Origin of the sequence: Ekhidna sp. (assembly GCF_963691765.1) — a bacterium.
Taxonomy (GTDB): domain Bacteria; phylum Bacteroidota; class Bacteroidia; order Cytophagales; family Cyclobacteriaceae; genus Ekhidna.
In genome coordinates, this window is sequence record NZ_OY829375.1 from 2,496,108 (window position 1) to 2,513,318 (window position 17,211).

Annotated in this window: 15 protein-coding genes; 2 read left to right on the forward strand and 13 right to left on the reverse strand. The window is 38.4% G+C overall.

The genetic code is table 11. The features are described from left to right. Positions 1-29 precede the first annotated feature (29 nt). Both ACY650_RS11345 and ACY650_RS11350 read left to right on the forward strand, forming a co-directional pair. A complete protein-coding gene (locus tag ACY650_RS11345) occupies positions 30-1,169 on the forward strand; it encodes an acyl-CoA dehydrogenase (protein WP_462247575.1) in 1,140 nt (379 codons plus the stop codon). Positions 1,170-1,291: 122 nt separating this feature from the next. Next, complete coding sequence (locus ACY650_RS11350) at positions 1,292-2,206, forward strand: helix-turn-helix domain-containing protein (RefSeq protein WP_462247577.1); 915 nt, start codon at positions 1,292-1,294, stop codon at positions 2,204-2,206. Here the strand turns inward: ACY650_RS11350 and ACY650_RS11355 are convergent. The 13 genes from ACY650_RS11355 to ACY650_RS11415 all read right to left on the reverse strand — a co-directional run bounded on the left by ACY650_RS11355 (position 2,203) and on the right by ACY650_RS11415 (position 17,201). After that, positions 2,203-2,562 carry a hypothetical protein gene (locus tag ACY650_RS11355; RefSeq protein ID WP_462247579.1) on the reverse strand — a complete coding sequence of 120 codons (360 nt, stop codon included), beginning with the start codon at positions 2,560-2,562 and terminating at the stop codon, positions 2,203-2,205. The two genes, ACY650_RS11350 and ACY650_RS11355, sit on opposite strands and share 4 nt — an antisense overlap. Next, positions 2,540-2,899 (reverse strand): phage holin family protein, encoded by a 360-nt coding sequence (locus tag ACY650_RS11360; protein WP_462247581.1) that lies wholly within the window; start codon positions 2,897-2,899, stop codon positions 2,540-2,542. The genes ACY650_RS11355 and ACY650_RS11360 overlap by 23 nt, the downstream gene beginning before the upstream one ends. Positions 2,900-2,922: 23 nt before the next feature. Then, a complete protein-coding gene (locus tag ACY650_RS11365; protein ID WP_462247582.1) occupies positions 2,923-4,098 on the reverse strand; it encodes a Na/Pi symporter in 1,176 nt (391 codons plus the stop codon). Further along, positions 4,098-5,813, reverse strand: a complete 1,716-nt coding sequence (locus ACY650_RS11370) for a Na/Pi cotransporter family protein (protein ID WP_462247584.1) — start codon at positions 5,811-5,813, stop codon at positions 4,098-4,100. The genes ACY650_RS11365 and ACY650_RS11370 overlap by 1 nt, the downstream gene beginning before the upstream one ends. 161 nt (positions 5,814-5,974) lie before the next feature. Next, entirely contained in the window at positions 5,975-7,165 is a 1,191-nt protein-coding gene (locus ACY650_RS11375) for a M20 metallopeptidase family protein (protein WP_462247585.1), read from the reverse strand. Beyond that, positions 7,158-7,658 carry an SPOR domain-containing protein gene (locus ACY650_RS11380; protein ID WP_462247587.1) on the reverse strand — a complete coding sequence of 167 codons (501 nt, stop codon included), beginning with the start codon at positions 7,656-7,658 and terminating at the stop codon, positions 7,158-7,160. Before ACY650_RS11380 ends, ACY650_RS11375 begins: the two co-directional genes overlap by 8 nt. Continuing rightward, positions 7,640-10,993 (reverse strand): preprotein translocase subunit SecA, encoded by a 3,354-nt coding sequence (secA, locus tag ACY650_RS11385; protein WP_462247589.1) that lies wholly within the window; start codon positions 10,991-10,993, stop codon positions 7,640-7,642. The genes ACY650_RS11380 and secA overlap by 19 nt, the downstream gene beginning before the upstream one ends. 96 nt (positions 10,994-11,089) lie before the next feature. Further along, positions 11,090-11,860, reverse strand: coding sequence for a diaminopimelate epimerase (gene dapF, locus ACY650_RS11390; RefSeq protein ID WP_462247591.1), 771 nt, complete (start codon positions 11,858-11,860; stop codon positions 11,090-11,092). 73 nt (positions 11,861-11,933) lie between these two features. After that, positions 11,934-12,299 carry a 50S ribosomal protein L19 gene (gene rplS, locus ACY650_RS11395; protein WP_462247593.1) on the reverse strand — a complete coding sequence of 122 codons (366 nt, stop codon included), beginning with the start codon at positions 12,297-12,299 and terminating at the stop codon, positions 11,934-11,936. Positions 12,300-12,375: 76 nt separating this feature from the next. Beyond that, positions 12,376-12,993 (reverse strand): response regulator transcription factor, encoded by a 618-nt coding sequence (locus tag ACY650_RS11400; protein ID WP_462247595.1) that lies wholly within the window; start codon positions 12,991-12,993, stop codon positions 12,376-12,378. Continuing rightward, positions 12,990-13,763, reverse strand: coding sequence for a sensor histidine kinase (locus ACY650_RS11405; protein WP_462247597.1), 774 nt, complete (start codon positions 13,761-13,763; stop codon positions 12,990-12,992). Before ACY650_RS11405 ends, ACY650_RS11400 begins: the two co-directional genes overlap by 4 nt. Positions 13,764-14,377: 614 nt before the next feature. Further along, the gene (locus tag ACY650_RS11410) at positions 14,378-15,043 is read right to left on the reverse strand and encodes a hypothetical protein (protein WP_462247598.1); all 666 of its coding nucleotides are present in this window, start codon (positions 15,041-15,043) and stop codon (positions 14,378-14,380) included. 205 nt (positions 15,044-15,248) lie between these two features. After that, complete coding sequence (locus ACY650_RS11415) at positions 15,249-17,201, reverse strand: hypothetical protein (protein WP_462247600.1); 1,953 nt, start codon at positions 17,199-17,201, stop codon at positions 15,249-15,251. Positions 17,202-17,211 lie beyond the last annotated feature (10 nt).

Below are 17,211 nucleotides of genomic sequence, written 5' to 3' on the forward strand. Positions count from 1 at the left end.
CATTCTATAATTTTTAACTAACAAGACAGATGAATTTCAATTTTACCGAGGAGCAATTAGCAGTAAGAGATGCGGCAAGGGATTTTGCACAGAAAGAGCTTTTACCTGGAGTTATTGAGCGTGATGAGAAACAAGAATTTCCAGCAGAGCAGATTAAGCAATTGGGTGAACTTGGTTTTATGGGAATGATGGTAGATCCTAAGTACGGGGGTAGTGGGATGGATACCGTATCATATGTCTTGGCGATGGAAGAGATTTCTAAAATTGACGCATCTACATCTGTTTGTATGTCGGTAAACAACTCACTTGTTTGCTGGGGAATTGAAAAATTCGGTACCGAGGAGCAAAAAGAAAAGTATTTGAAGCCTCTTGCTAGCGGCCAAAAGATTGGCGCTTTTTGTCTTTCGGAGCCTGAAGCTGGTTCTGATGCAACCTCACAAAGGACGACTGCTGAGGATAAGGGAGATTATTACTTACTCAATGGAACTAAGAACTGGATTACAAATGGGAATTCCGCATCTTATTATATAGTAATGGCGCAAACAGATCCTGAGAAAAAGCATAAAGGTATCAACGCACTGATCGTAGAAAGAGATATGGAGGGGTTTGCAGTAGGAAAGAAAGAGGATAAGTTAGGAATTAGAGGGAGTGATACTCACTCGTTGATGTTTCAAGATGTGAAGGTTCCTAAAGAGAATAGAATTGGAGCAGATGGCTTTGGATTTACATTCGCGATGAGTGTACTTAACGGAGGTAGAATTGGGATTGCGTCTCAGGCGTTGGGGATTGCTTCAGGAGCAATGGAACTTGCATTGAAATATTCACAAGAGCGAAAGGCTTTTGGGGTAGAGATTTCTAAACACCAAGCAATTCAATTTAAGCTTGCCGATATGGCGACAGAAATAGAAGCTGCCAGACTTCTATGTTTAAATGCTGCACAGAAAAAAGATGCAGGCGAAGACTTTTCTAGGGAAGGTGCGATGGCAAAATTGTTTGCATCTGAGGTGGCTATGAAACAAACCGTAGAAGCAGTACAAATACATGGTGGTTACGGTTTTGTGAAAGAGTTTCATGTAGAGCGTCTAATGAGAGATGCTAAAATCACCCAGATTTATGAAGGTACGTCTGAAATACAGCGTATTGTTATTTCGAGGGATTTATTGAAATAGTTCAATAGTTCAATAGTCCAAAGTCCGTCTAGTCTTTGTTTATTAGGTTTTGAGGATGAATATTATTAGATTCGTCCTATTATTTTACTATTTTTCAATAGATTAACCTGCTATATTCATAAATGGAGGACTATAACAAGATCATTGAGTCGTTAGAAATCCGATTCGTAAAGGCTAAAAATATTAATATTTTGAAGCCAGTAACAATCGACAATAACTACGAAGTAGAAAACTATTTACTTCTTGTAACAGGCGGCGAAATCAAATTTGGTAAAGACAAAGATGTTGCAACAGAAGGTGACGTGATATTTGTCCCAGGAGGTCGTCCGATTTCTATGAGCTATGGTTCAGGTAATACCACAGTTCTTTCTAAAGATGATTTTCTCACCAATAAAGATCAGTTTTTAAAGTCTTACAGTGAACACTCCGTAAGTGAAGAGCATTATTGCTATGTAGCTTTTGATGCGAAAGCATTCGATTCAGTAAATTTCTTTTCTTCATTAGATATTCCTTCATTCAAGATTGAAGAAAACTATAAACTGGCAGGATTGATTAAGCAAATTAACGATGAAGTGAAGGCAAATATGCCTGGTCGAGATCGTATCGTTAAAGTGCTTACTGAGAATATGACTATTGAGCTTATTCGTTACATATTGAATAACAGTCTATTTGTTGAGAAGCTGGCTACTAACAGTACCTACTTCAAGGATCCCAGGCTTATTGATATATTCACTTTTATCAAAGAACATCTGTCAGAAGACCTATCAAACAAGGTCTTGGCTAATGTTGCCAATGTTTCCGAAGATTATGTAGGTCAATATTTCAAGATGCTAACGGGAATAAATCCTCAAGACTACATTGAATATCAAAGGATGGAAGCAGCTGTAAACCTCCTTCGTACTAGCAAGAAAAGCATAAGAGATATTGGAAAAGAAGTTGGCTATAAGGATACGGCTTACTTCTGTCGTAGATTTAAAATGATGTTTGGTATACCTGCTGGTAAAATGAGGAGAAGAGAATCCCTCATGAACGTCTAATCTTTTCTTTCTTCCTGCTCCTTATTGTCCGCTAGTTGGTCTTCTAAAATTCCATCAAGAAATTTGTTTAGATATGGCATAGCCAGCGTTGCAATTCGTGAGCCAAAGCCAGATTCATCCTTAGCTCTTTTTTTCTTCTTTTTTGGTTTTTCTTCTACTTCCTCGTCATCATTGAAAATGATATTGAAGATCCAATATCCCAATATTGACACCACTCCTGCTATCAATGCGATTTTTCCAACTCGCATTGCTTTCTCCTTCAATTCATCCGAATCAGAATCTAATTGGAGTTTGATTTTTCTTTCTCGTGCCTCTAGGGAACGGACTCTATCTTCAATCGATGCTTTCTTGCTCATACTTTGCTTCTTCAATTTTCATAATCATTGCCTCGATCCACTTTTGCAACTTCTTAGTTTTCAGTAGTAGGACTATTAATATAATTACAAGCAAGTAGGCGCCTGCGATTATCAAGTATCCCCAAAAGGCACTATTTAAACTTTGATTTATTATCTCAGCAAATGCAAAGCTTAAAAAGAACAAAAAGAAAAGCGAGAATAAACCAAGCATCGAAATAGCGATTACTCCAGAGAGCATTCGAGCAACCTTAGCTATTATTTTAAGCTTAATTTGCTCAGTTTTTACCTCTATGAATTCTATGATATTATCAATCACCTGTCTTGCGGATGATGCCATGTTAGCTTTGTTTAATCACAAAACTAATCCTCTACCTTCACTTCTATAGAATCTGAGCCTTTTTCTGATGACTGAGATATATAAATCAACGTAAATGGCAGTAAGAAAAATGCCATGAAGATATATGCAAAGCCAATTAGTCGTGCTTGTGTAGTCAGCAGCCCCATTTTCTTTGCCAGGTAGACTGGTACCTGAGATAAATAAGGCATAAAAAAGAATACAATAACACCAATTAGGTTAAAAAGTAAGTGGACGATTGCTAAGCTAATTGCCGCTTCAGATTGAAAAATAGCCGCGAGTAATGCGGTGATCGTCGTTCCAATATTTGCACCCATAATGAACTGGAATGCTTTTTTCACCTTTACCTTGCCAGTAGCAACAAGGGGCACAATCAAGGACGTTGTTAATGAACTAGATTGAGCAACCGAAGTAATGACTAATCCCCAACCAAAGGCTCGAAATTTATTTTTGAAAACAACATTTTCAAATCGGTCTTTGGTACGTCCAATTAGAATTTTATAAAGCCATTTAGATATAAACTTGATGCAAGCAAAGAGCAGTAAAATTCCAATTAGCAATGAAATGATAGGGCCAAGGGTATTGAGTATCCAATCAGTAGAAGTTTCAAATATGGATGCGAAACCAAAGGATCCTTGATTTTTCATCCCGGATCTGCCGGTTACGTGTATGGCAGAAGAGATGTAGGCACTGCTTCTTTCCAAGAAATTATATTTTACCTCAAGTGGAAAAAGTAAGATTACGGTTAAAATATTGAAGAAGTCATGTGAAGTTCCGGCTGCAACTGCTCTTTTAAACTCCTTATGCTTGGAGATGTAGCTCATTGAAATAATGGTGCTAGTTATTGTTGTGCCAACATTGGCGCCCAATACAATCGGAATCGCGTTTTGGAGACTTATTGCACCCGAAGCTACCGCTGCAACAGCAATTGAGGTTGTTGTAGAACTGCTCTGAAGCAATGCTGTAGATAAAAGTCCAATGAAAAGTCCGATAAACGGATTAGCAGTAACATTGGATATGTTATCAACCATACCTCCAGTTATTGATCCAATGGAAACACCCATCAATTCAATTGAAAGGAGGAAAAAGAGAATCGAGATTAAAATCACGACTGCTTTTGTAAGTATCGATTGGTATGTCTGCTGATTCATGTTTGTTGACAAGATTTTCCCTTCAATCATTATTTCTTGATTTCCTCCTTCAACTCTTTTTCCTTCTCGCCTGTCATGGCTTCAGAAACATTTATAGCATGATCACCTATTTTTTCTGCTAGGTGAAACAAGTCTTTATACCAACCATCTCTTTGTGGGTCATATTTTTCTTTTTCTATTGCTTTGGTGAGCTCTTTTCTTAATGAATCTCTAAGTGAATTGATTTTCCCCTCTACCAAAACGGCTGTTTCAAGCGACTTATCTTTTTCTGTAGAATCTAGATTGTGATGCATTATTCCCAATGCCTCTTGTACCAATCCGACAATCTCCTGAAGACTCTTTATTTGTTTGTTTTTAAATTTTTTCTCACTCTTAAACAACCTCTGAACGTCTCTTGACATTTGGAAAAAAAGATCCCCGATACGTTCAAGGTCGTTGACTGAACTTAAAAGACTAGCTACTTTGATGGAGCTAGAATCACTAAGAGTTCCTTGAGCGGAAACTTTCATTAGGTATTCACCAATTTCATGCTCCATTCGATCAGTCATCAATTCGAAATCTCTGATTTTCTTAAGGAGCTTATTCTGCTTTTTAGGTTTTTCCTCAACAATGAGGTCTTGAAATTGCTTTGACATTTTAATTGTCAGTTCCCCCATGCGTACTGTTTCTTTTCGAGCTTCCTCAATAGAAAATTCAGCCGTATTCATTAATCCAGTGCTGATATATTCTAGTGAGAATTCATCTTCCCCAGTAGATTTAATTGCCTTGGTAACTGTCCTTGCTATGAAATTGACAAACCATACCAATAGCAACGTATTTAAAATATTGAAAGTAGAATGGAATATTGAAAGTGCAATTGGAATACTTGCCGCTGAAGTAAATGGAGATGCAGTTCCATTTGATACTAAATACCAATCGACCAGGTTAATTGCTGGCCGTATTAGAATTAGAATCCAGATTACACCAAAAATGTTAAAAATTAGATGGGAGAGGGCTGCTCTTTTTGCATGAACATTTCCTACTAATGCAGCAAGATTGGCTGTGATGGTTGTCCCTATGTTTTCACCGAGCACCATAGCAGCTGCAAGTTCGAATGGTATCCATCCATTGTTAGCCATTACTAATGTGAGCGCCATGGCAGCACTTGACGATTGCACAACAACTGTAACGCATGTACCAATCAAGACAAATAGTAAAATGGATAAGTAACCCAGGTCAGTATATCGACTTAAGAATTCTAATATTTGTGGGTTAGAATTAAGATCTGGGACCGAATCTTTGAGTAATGAGAGCCCCATAAAAAGCAGTGCAAATCCAACCAACACTTCGCCCCAAAACTTCAATTTTTCACGGTTGAAGAACATCAGAGGAAATCCGAATGCGATTATTGGAAGTGCGTATGTGGCAATTTTCACTTTGAATCCAACTATTGAAATAAGCCATGCAGTTATGGTTGTTCCAATATTGGCACCCATTATTACTCCAATAGATTCTGTTAAAGATAGCAGTCCAGCATTGACGAAGCTTACCACTAATACAGTGGTTGCTGAAGATGATTGAACTAAACTGGTGATTGTAAAACCTGTAAATACTCCTTTAAATCGATTGGAGGTCATCGAGCTAAGGATGCTTCTCATTTTAGCTCCCGCTACTTTTTGAATTCCTTCACTCATGACTTTCATGCCATAAATGAAAAATCCAAGTGCGCCTAGGAGATTTAAAAGTTCAAACAATCCGTATTGCATATCTTCAGATAATTTGCCGCAAAGGTAAAAATCTTATGTGTCGTATGTATTATCTCAAGATTTATAAAATTCTCCTAAGAATAACTAAAGAGGTTGTGTTGGTAATATTTGGGTAATGTAGGATTAATGATTGCTTAGGCCGCAAGCAGTAGAAAAATATCCTAGCTATTTAGTTCATGAATGGCGAGGTAGGACATAAGGCCCATTCCAGTCTTTAGCGCGTTTTCATCAACATTAAAAGTAGGAGTATGCACTCCTGAGGTAATTCCTTTACTTTCGTTCCTAGTGCCTAATCGATAAAAGCATCCCGGCACTTCATGTGTATAAAAAGCAAAATCTTCTGCTGCCATCCAAAGGCCTAGGTCAACAACATTTTCGGCACCCATATATTCCTTGGCCGCTGCAATATTCTTAACTGTGTATTGCTCATCATTTACTAAAAATGGATATCCCGGAGCTATATGAACTTCGCACGATCCGCCCATAGCTTGTGCTATGGAAGTTGAAATATCTCTTACTTTTTGAAGGGCCTCTTTCCTCCAAGTTTCATCAAAGGTTCTGAAAGTACCATCAATCTTCACCTCGTTGGGAATTACATTATTAATGTTACCACCTTCAATTTTACCAAAAGAAAGAACCGAAGGAATCTTTGGATTGGCTATTCTACTTACAATTTGCTGGAGCGAAACTATTATTTGACCTGCAATCGCAATAGGATCAATAAACGTTTCTGGCATTGCGGCATGTCCTCCTTTTCCTTTGATTGTGAGATAAATCTCATCCGCGCTAGCCATATATTTTCCAGGTCTGAATCCAACTTTTCCTTCAGGAATTAGTGGCATCACATGCTGACCTAATATTCTTTCTGGCACTGGATTCTCAAGTACCCCATCTTTGATTAGGATAGAAGCACCACCTGGAGATTTTTCTTCAGCTGGTTGAAAAATAAATTTAATTGTGCCTTTGAACTGATCAGTAAGCTGAGATAGGATTTTGGCTACTCCCAGCAAGTTTGAGGTATGCACGTCATGCCCGCATGCATGCATTACACCATCATTTTTTGACTTATACGAAACGTCATTGGCCTCCAAAATTGGTAAGGCATCAATATCTGCTCTTAAGGCAATTGTTTTGCCTGGCTCACGTCCTTCAAGGCAAAATGTAACGCCCGTATCAGCTATTCTCTCGAAATTGGTTATGCCGAATTCACTAAGCTTATTTTCAATGAAATTTGCCGTCTCATGTTCTTGAAATGATAATTCGGGATTGGCATGAATATGCCTACGTATCTCGAGTATTTCTTCGAAATATTCTTCGGAGAGTGATTTTATTTTTTGAATAAGATCACTCATACTTGATCAAAAATCTTTCTGGTAGGAGCAAGGCTCTTGGAAATTCTTCTTTCACTTGCTGATGAACACGATTTGCTTTTAAACGATTTGTGAATTTTCCAGCCTTTACTCTGAAGTTTGGCTGATGCCAAGAAACTTTAGGTTCTAATTCTGGATAGAATGTGCTCATTTTTGATCGAGCTCTATTCGCGTCTTCTCTACTGTTGCCAGAATAAACTTGAATGATGTATCCATCAACATACTTTCCTTCTCTATTCTGTTCAAAAGCTACTTTAGATATACTATCAAGTTCTTGCTTGATATGACCCGTTAGAGGTTTATAAGGTTCAGTTTTTACTTCCTGCTCCTCATTATTCCCTTCTTCATTTTCTGACTGGATCATTACTGGCCGATGAATTCCTAAATCCTCAGAATATGATCCGGTAGAACCAGTAGGAGTCGTTGCTTTACATGCACCTAAAAAAAATAATATGATCAGTCTATTAGCACGCATTTATTATTCTTAATATCTTCTTCTACCGTCTTGAATTTAACATCTTTTTTCACAGAACCGTCAGCATATTGCACATTTACTCGTTGATTTCTGCTAGCAACTTTTTGTGACTGCACCGGTTTAGTTTGTTGCTGTACCGGAGGTCTGTTGCCACCTTCTGGTCCAGCGAGTGCTGATCTACTCTCGTCTTTTTGCTCCTTGTAATTCCTTGTTGTTCGTTGCTTTTGAGCTGCCTGTACATCATCGGCTTGTTCAACAGGGATTTCTGCTTTCATTAGGAATGAAATAGTTTCTTCATTGACTTTACCAATAAATCTCTTGAACATTTCGAAACCTTCAAACTTGTAAATAAGCAGTGGGTCTTTTTGTTCATATTGTGCATTTCTTACACTCTGGCGAAGATCATCCATGTCTCTAAGGTGTTCTTTCCAAAGAAGGTCAATCGTAGCTAGTGCGATCATCTTCTCCATCTCTAGAATAACCTCTTTGCCTTCAGTTTCTACTGTTTTTTTAAGATTTACAGAGGTGCCAATTTGTTTTTTTCCATCTGTAAATGGTACCAATACATTTTCTAGAGTTGCGCCTCTTGTCAATTCTAATTGTTTAAATATTGGTAAAGCTTTGTTCTTTATCAGCTGATTTTTTTGACCATAATTTTCAAGTGCTGCCTGATAAAGTTTGTCAGCTAAAGTGTTTTCATCACTTTTTTCAAGTTCTTCCTGGGTAATATTAAAGTCCAAGCCTAAAACTGAAATTGCATTTAATTTAAGGCTGTCTAGGTCATTTTGACCTTTAGCATTAAAGGCAATATCCTCAGATGTTTCAAGCAACATGTTAAGGATATCTAATTCGAGTCGCTCACCATATAGCGCATTCTTTCTACGCTTGTAGATCACTTCCCGCTGACTGTTCATTACATCATCATATTCGAGAAGATTCTTACGAATAGCGAAGTTGTTTTCTTCAACTTTCTTCTGTGCTCGCTCTATGGACTTTGTAATCATGCCGTGCTGAATCACTTCTCCTTCTTGAAGGCCCAGCCTATCCATGATTTTAGCCACGCGATCAGACATGAACAATCGCATTAGGTTATCCTCCAGCGAAACGTAAAATTGAGATGAGCCTGGATCACCCTGCCTTCCTGATCGACCTCTAAGCTGTCTGTCCACACGTCGAGATTCATGTCTTTCAGTTCCAATAATTGCCAGTCCGCCGGCTGCTTTTACTTCGTCGGTCAGTTTAATGTCTGTACCACGCCCTGCCATATTGGTTGCGATGGTCACTGCGCCTGGCTTCCCAGCTTCAGCAACAACATCTGCTTCCTTAGCGTGCTGTTTAGCATTAAGAACTTGATGTTTGATATTTCGCATCTGGAGCATTCTACTTAAAAGCTCAGATATTTCAACAGATGTTGTACCCACCAACACTGGTCTTCCAGCTTTGGTTAATTCAACAACTTCTTCTGCTACTGCATTAAATTTTTCACGAATGGTTTTGTAAACCTTATCGTTCTCATCTTTTCGCGCAATTGGCTTATTGGTTGGAATCACTACAACGTCTAACTCGTAGATATCCCAAAATTCTCCAGCCTCTGTCTCCGCAGTACCTGTCATACCAGCAAGCTTATGGTACATTCTGAAGTAATTCTGGAGCGTGATGGTTGCATAAGTTTGAGTAGCGTCCTCAACCTTAACATTTTCTTTTGCTTCAATTGCCTGATGCAATCCGTCAGAATAACGACGGCCTTCCATAATACGACCCGTCTGCTCGTCAACAATTTTCACTTTTGCATCCATCACTACATACTCAGTATCCTTCTCATACATGCAGTATGCTTTAAGAAGTTGGTTTACAGAATGGATTCGCTGACCTTTTACATTGTAGTCGCGGATGATTGATTCTTTCTTTTGCAGTTTGTCTGACTCAGAGATTGCTTCATCTTTTTCAAGTTTTGCTATCTCGTCACCAATGTCTGGAAGAATGAAGAAATTAGCATCTTCACCTTCGCCGGTAATCAAATCAATTCCTTTTTCAGTAAGATCGATGCTGTTTATTTTCTCATCTATTGTAAAGTAAAGAGGCTCATCTGCCTCAGGCATTCTTTTTTGGTTGTCTGCCAAATAGATGTTCTCTGTTTTCTGTAAGATCTGTTTGATTCCAGTCTCACTCATGAACTTAATGAGAGGCTTACTTTTCGGCAATCCTCTAAATGCTCTAAATAGAGAAAGACCAGCCTCAGCTTCATTGCCTTCCTTAATAAGTTTTTTAGCTTCATTGAGATAATCAGAAACCAATTTTCTTTGAGCATCAACAAGTCTTTGTATTCTTGGTTTTAAATCATAAAACTCATGTTCATCCCCTTTGGGAATTGGTCCTGAAATAATTAATGGTGTACGAGCGTCATCGATCAGTACCGAGTCAACTTCATCTACCATTGCATAGTGATGCTTTTTCTGTACCAGTTCTTCTGGACTTCTAGACATATTGTCTCTTAGGTAGTCAAAGCCGAATTCATTGTTGGTGCCATAAGTAATGTCAGCCATGTAGGCATTTCTTCTCTCAGGAGAATTTGGTTGATGATTGTCAATACAGTCAATCTTCAAGCCGTGGAATTCAAAAATTGGTGCATTCCACTCTGAATCTCTTCTTGCTAGGTAATCATTTACAGTAACGATGTGAACACCTCTCTCTGCTAATGCATTTAGGTATGCTGGGAGTGTTGCTACAAGCGTTTTACCTTCTCCAGTCTGCATCTCAGCGATTTTGCCCTGATGAAGTACAACGCCACCAATTAATTGCACATCATAGTGCACCATGTTCCAGACGACCTCATTTCCTGCAGCAATCCATTTGTTTTTCCAAGTTGCCGTTTCTCCGCTTATTTCAACGTTATTTTTTCGAGCAGCTATTTCTTTATCATGCTGAGTAGCCTGGACTACTATTTTTTCATTCTCGGCAAAACGACGTGCTGTTTCTTTCACTACCGCAAAGCCAACTGGTAAAATGTCCATTAGGACTTTCTCTAGCTCAACATCTCGATCACTTTCAAGCTTGTCAATTTGTCCGAAAATATCTTCTTTTTGATGAACGTCTAATGATGTATCGTCTTCTACTTGTTTATGAAGTGCGGCAATCTCATCATCAATTTCTTTCAATCGATCTTTAATGATTCCTTTGAGTTCTTCAGTCTTTCCTCTTAATTCATCATCAGTAATGCTTTTCAGTTTATCAAACTCAGCATTTATTAGACCGACATAGGGGGTGAGTTCTTTGAGGTCCTTCTCCGTCTTTGTGCCAAAAATCTTGGCAAATCCCTTCGTAATAGAATCTAGCATTGAAAAATTTTATTTTAGGCTTTTAACGCCATCAAGTTTTAAAATTTAGCCTTTTGTATAAAGCCTTAAAGTTATAATGGATTAATGTAAGAGCGATTAGATTGTTACACTTCCTTCAAACACTTTTTCTGCCGGTCCTGAGAGCCAAACATCTGTGAACGAATCTTCCTCACGTTTGAATGAGACACTTAATTCGCCGCCCATTGTTTGAATTCGAACGGGACTTTCAAGCCCAAGTTCGCCTGCCATTATTCCAACAGCAGTTGCTCCAGTGCCACAACTCAGCGTTTCATCTTCAACACCTCTTTCATAAGTCCTAATTTTCACTCTGTCTTGCAAAAGCTGTGCAAAATTCACATTTGTGCCATTATGTCGCGAATAGGTAGATGAGTTTCGAATTTTTCTGCCTTGATTGACAATATCTTCTTCTAATACATCTTTTGAAATGACAATATGATGTGGAGATCCTGTATCAACAAACCACTCCTTGTCATTGATTTTTTCTCTTTCCTTTACATCAAAAAGTTTAAAATGGATTTTGCCATCTTGTATTTTGATCTGGTGGATTCCGTCAGTGGTTTCAAATGTGGCTTTCACATCAACGATACCTAGGCTTTTCGCGAACGCAAATCCACAACGCGATCCATTGCCACAAAGGCTTTGTGAGCCATCAGAATTAAAATAGACCATTCTGTAGTCAAGATCGGGATGATTTTGAATTAGAATCAATCCATCGGCACCGACTCCAAAACGACGATCACATAATTTTTGTATCAATGAATCATTTATTGGAAATGACTCACTTCTGTCATCTAATAGGATGAAGTCGTTGCCCGTGCCTTGATATTTTGTGAAGTGTAGCTCCATTGGAAGTTAAAATTAAGCAGGAGCGAAGGGTTGAAACAAAAATCCCTCACCATTTGGTGAGGGATTTGGAAATTTATTTTTTAACAAGCTTCTCTTTAATACGAGCAGCTTTTCCTTTTCTGCCTCTCAAGTAATAAAGCTTAGCTCTTCTTACTTTACCTCGTCTCAAAACTTCTATTTTCTCGATGTTAGGAGTTAGGATAGGGAAGATTCTTTCTACAGCGATGTCACCAGAAACTTTTCTAACAGTGAAAGTCTCGCCATTTGTATTCGTGTTGTTTATTGACATTACAGTTCCTTGGAACTGCTGCACACGCTCTTTATTACCTTCTTTAATTTTATAGTGAACGTTAATCGTGTCACCAGGTCCGAAAGAAGGATGCTTTGCTCTTACTTCCTTGTATTCTTCCGCTACTATATTCAATAATTCTGTGCTCATTTCTCTACTCCTTTACTGAGTGTTTTAAAAAAGGAGTGCAAATATAGAAATAACTATTGGAAAAAAAGATATGCAATTAAATAATTCCATTGTTTAGCGCATATTGAATCAATTCTGAGCTGCTGTGTAAATCTAGTTTTCTTAAAATGTTCTTTCTGTGCGTTTTAACTGTATGCAATGAGATGAAGAGTGCCTCTGAAATTTGCGAGCTTGTAAGGCCGTCGCTCAGTTTTCTTATAATCTCTATTTCTCGCTCACTAAGTGGATATTCCTTTGTTTTAGATTCCTTCTTGCTGAAATTTTGAATTTGGTCGTAGTATGATTTTCCGCTGTGTACCCTGGCTATTGCATCAGACAATTCTTTTCCTGTATTGTTTTTTAGGAGACAGCCATCAATTCCGATTTTTATGATTTCCTCCACGAAAGATTTTTGAGCATACATAGTCAGGATTATCACCTTAGTCTTAGGGTATAGCTCTTTTACTTTTTTTGCACACTTGATCCCATCCATTTCTGGCATGTTTATATCTAGCACTACAATGTCAACTCTGGATTTGGCTAAAAAGTCTAAAACTTCAACTCCATTGGATGCTTCTCCTGCAACCTCAAAGTTTTCTTGAGAGCTTAGGACCAATTTAAGTCCATCGATGACAATTTGATGGTCATCAGCTATTAATATTTTCACTTTATTCATAGTGGTTGAATTTCGATGATGAACGTACTTCCTCTATCTGGAGAAGAGTCAATGGTTAGATCGCCGTTTAGTTTTGAGACCCTATTTTCAATGTTTCTCAAGCCCATCCCAGGGGTTATTTGTGATTTTAAGAATCCAATGCCATTATCTTCGTAGATTAAATTGAGATTGTCCTCTATTGAATTCAGCTCCAACCTTATTGTTGTGCATTGCGAGTGCTTCAATGAATTGTTGACCAGTTCTTGAATGATTCGATAGATTTCAAGTCCAATATCTGATGATATTTTACCGATCTGTATTTCTAATCCAAATTGAATTTGTTTAGCATCTGAAACTGCTTCTGACAATTGCTTAATTGCTGCCTCTAGCCCGAAATGTTTAAGCATCCCAGAATCCAGGCTATGAGATATTTTTCTGGTTTCTTCATTTGCTAGTTGGGCAGTTTCACTAATCTTTCTTATTAGATCGTTTTCAGTTGTCCCTTTTGATTGCAATGTATCTGCATACATATTTAGTGTTACCAGGATACTTCCTAAGCTGTCATGTAACTCAGCTGCAATTCGTTTTCGCTCCTTATCTTGACCTTCTAGAAGAGCATACGTTGCTTTCATTTCTTGTTCCCTTAGTAAATCCTGAATTTGTTGGTTTTCGAGACTTTTTTTTATGAGTTTTCTTTGATACAGGTAGATGAAGAGTACAATTGCGAATGCTAGAACAATCATGCCTAGAGTTCCGATGAATAGTATTGAGTCTGATTTAGATAGCATCATTAATGTTTTTTCGCTATAAGAAATCCGATCATTAAGATTACATTTTTAGCAGCATTTGATAGGTTGTGGAGGATCCAGGTTTTAAGGAGGTCGTATGTCAAAAAAGTAAAAAATGCTCCTGAAAAATAGAATAAGAAACCGCATACAAACCAAAAGTCGCGGTCTCTATCCAAGAATATTAGTTTTTCTTTTTTATACTGCTCAAAGAAATATGCAATACAGCAAATCATGAAGAAAAATGACTTTATTATGAAGCTTAAGTAGTCAAACTCGTACCATGAACTAATAAGAATCGGATTAAGGAGAAGATATAGAAGCAGGACACTTCCTGAAATTATTAAAAACTTGCTATTAATGACTCTTTTAAAAAACAGTATTAAAATAATTGATTCTAAGAATTGATAGACATGGATGACCGGCATGTTATTCTTGTAAATCGAAGCAAAATATGAAGCTAATTCGTCAGTTAATAGGCTGACCACCACAAGGGATAAAACAATTATTTTAGTATGATGACTACCCTTTATAACTGATATTATCCCGGCAATAAAGGGTAGCCAAATTGAATATTTCGATATACTCTCAATAGTTAAGCTCAATATTCAGGTGTTTAATTAATCGCACTCGTATGGACACGGTTTTGAAATATTAAATAGAGGGTCGCTATTACTCCTTACAGTTACTTGATCCTGAAGAAATTCTAGAATTGTTTCATCTGAAGAAAATAGCGAATCTATCTTAGGAAAGTCTGGGTCTAGATCAATCAAATTCTTACCATCTTTTGTAGGTATCAGAAACACATCCGGAATAAACCCTTTTTCAAAAAATGCGGCTCCTGCGTATACTCGAATACCATCGATGTCCGGATCGTTTTTCCTAAGGTCTTTCACGTACTTTGCAAAATCCCAGAACTCGTCCCAAGTGAATAGATTGCCATATACTTCTTGCGACCAAGTTCTTGAATAATTTCTGCGTCCATCGTCAGCAAGGTCTCTCCAAAGTTTGTAATTGTAAAGTTTATGTGCAGCGGACATTGAATCAATTTTTCCACTATTACCCAGGGTGGCTCTATAAGCCGCTATTGAAGCTGCTGATGGTAAAAGTGAGACGGAATCGCCACCGAAAGCAATGGTGCCATTCCCCTGATTCAGGGTGTTAAACTTGCTAACTTGGGCTTGGAGCTCATTATACTTTTTTTCTAGATTATCATATTCTTCTTGAGAAACCCCGCAAGAAGTAAGAATAATCAAACATAAAGTCATGAAACTTAGATTTTTCATATCTGTAAAGTTTAGGTTGTTAATTGGTTTACTTAAAAATATTAAAAACCGTGATCTTCAAGGTTTTGACATTTTCTATAAAGTTCTGATAAATGGGTATTGATTGAAATACCTATTAGGAGGTATTCTGTTTACATAAAATAAAAAAAAGCGAGCTCCTGGAGCTCGCTATCACCTGCGTCAACGAAGCAGATGCTGCCTTATCTTATTGCTCCCAGCCTCCAGTAGCGGTGTCCAAATCATCCACGAATTCAAGGCCGGCCGGGAGATTTAATGAATTATTGGAGAAGCCGAGTCTGCACAATCGCATGCCAACACTTATGGAAGGCTGGCCTGATGTTGACACAAAAATTATTGTGCTAACTCTGTTTGGAGGTATAGTTATGCTAACGGTCCTATTTCCAATATCACCCTCATTTAATATAGTGACGCCGTTTAATGCTCCACTTGCTCGTTCTCCCCATGCGGCGTAAGCACTGTACCAAACGGTAGGATTCCACACGATTGGACTTCCAGTTGTGTTGTTAATTCTGAATAGCACTAATGCGACTCTTCCATTTGTTGAAGAAAAGCTAGCTAACTCATCATTAAATATCATAGCGTTACCTGTTGCATATCCTTTTCGTTGAAACAGTGTTCTGAGAATTTCCTTATCTGAAGACAAATCTGCTGCTAAGGCACTCGCATCAGTCCAATTGCTTGGATTAACCCCGCCAAACATGCTTGGATCATTATTAAATGCCCATGAACCAGATCCTCCATTGGAATACGTGCTAAATGTAGCCCAGCGATAGGTGGCATTTGATCCGCCTCCCATTCCTGCCGGACCCTGTGCTCCTTCCGGTCCGACCAGTGATGTTCCGCTTCCCCAAGCACCTGCCGCTTTTGGGCCAAATATTTCGTTGGTTGAGGTATTAATATAAAAGTCACCATCTGCTCCTTCTGTTGTGGGATCTATAGTTCCGTTGAGAATAGTGCTTCCGTCACTACCATTACTTCCGTCACTGCCATCAGCTCCGTTTAGGGAAGTGGCACTTCCCCACGCACCAGAGGTTTTTGGACCGAAAATCTGATTAGAAGTTGTATTGATGTAGAAATCGCCATCCACTCCTTCTGTGGTAGGATCTACTGATCCATTCAGAACAGTGCTTCCATTTGTGCCATTACTTCCGTCATTGCCATCTGCTCCTATTAAAGAAGTTCCAATTCCCCAAGATCCGGAAGTTTTAGGTCCGAATATTTGGTCCGATGTAGTGTTGATGTAAAAATCTCCGTCTACTCCTTCTGTTGTTGGATCTGCAGTTCCATTTAAGATTGTTTTACCATCTGCTCCGTCGTTGCCATCGGCACCGCTTATTCCCACCAAAGAAGTTCCACTTCCCCAACTTCCTGATGATTTTGGCCCAAAGATTTCATTGGATGAAATGTTGATATAAAAATCACCGTCAACACCCTCAACACTTGGGTTGGTAGTTCCATTTAGGATTGTCTTACCATCCGCTCCATTGCTTCCATCGATACCGTCAGCACCATCGATACCATCATTACCGTCTGCTCCGTCATTACCATTGGCACCACTAGCTCCTATTAAAGAAGTTCCAATTCCCCAGCTGCCTGAAGTTTTAGGTCCAAAGATTTCATTAGAAGAGGTATTAATAAAGAAATCTCCATCTTCACCTTCTGTTGTAGGATCTAGTGCGCCACTTAAAACCGTCTTACCATCTTCACCAGGTTCTCCTTGAGGTCCAGGTATTGAACTTCCAGAGGTTTTTGCGTAGAGTGCATACGGTACACTTAAAAGTTGGCTTGTACCCAAAACTTCAAACTGAGATCCTCCATCCAAATCGATGGATGTTTCGATGAAGTATTGACCTTCCGACCAGTCGATAGTTGTAAAATCGCCAGAAACTGAATTTCCAGTGCCAATTTTTAAGGTTATAAGTCCATTATTAGTGGTTTCAACATTGAAAGTTTCCTGATAGACTGCATTGCCAGAAGTACTTCCTGATAATAATCTAAACTGAATTCCAATGTTTTCATTTGAGACGATTTCTCCGTCTGAATTTCTAATTACTGCTTGGTAGTTAAAACTCTCGGGACTTTGAGCCAGAGCTGAAAATGCACACAAGCAAACAAATATTATAAGTAGCTTTTTCATTTAATTAGTT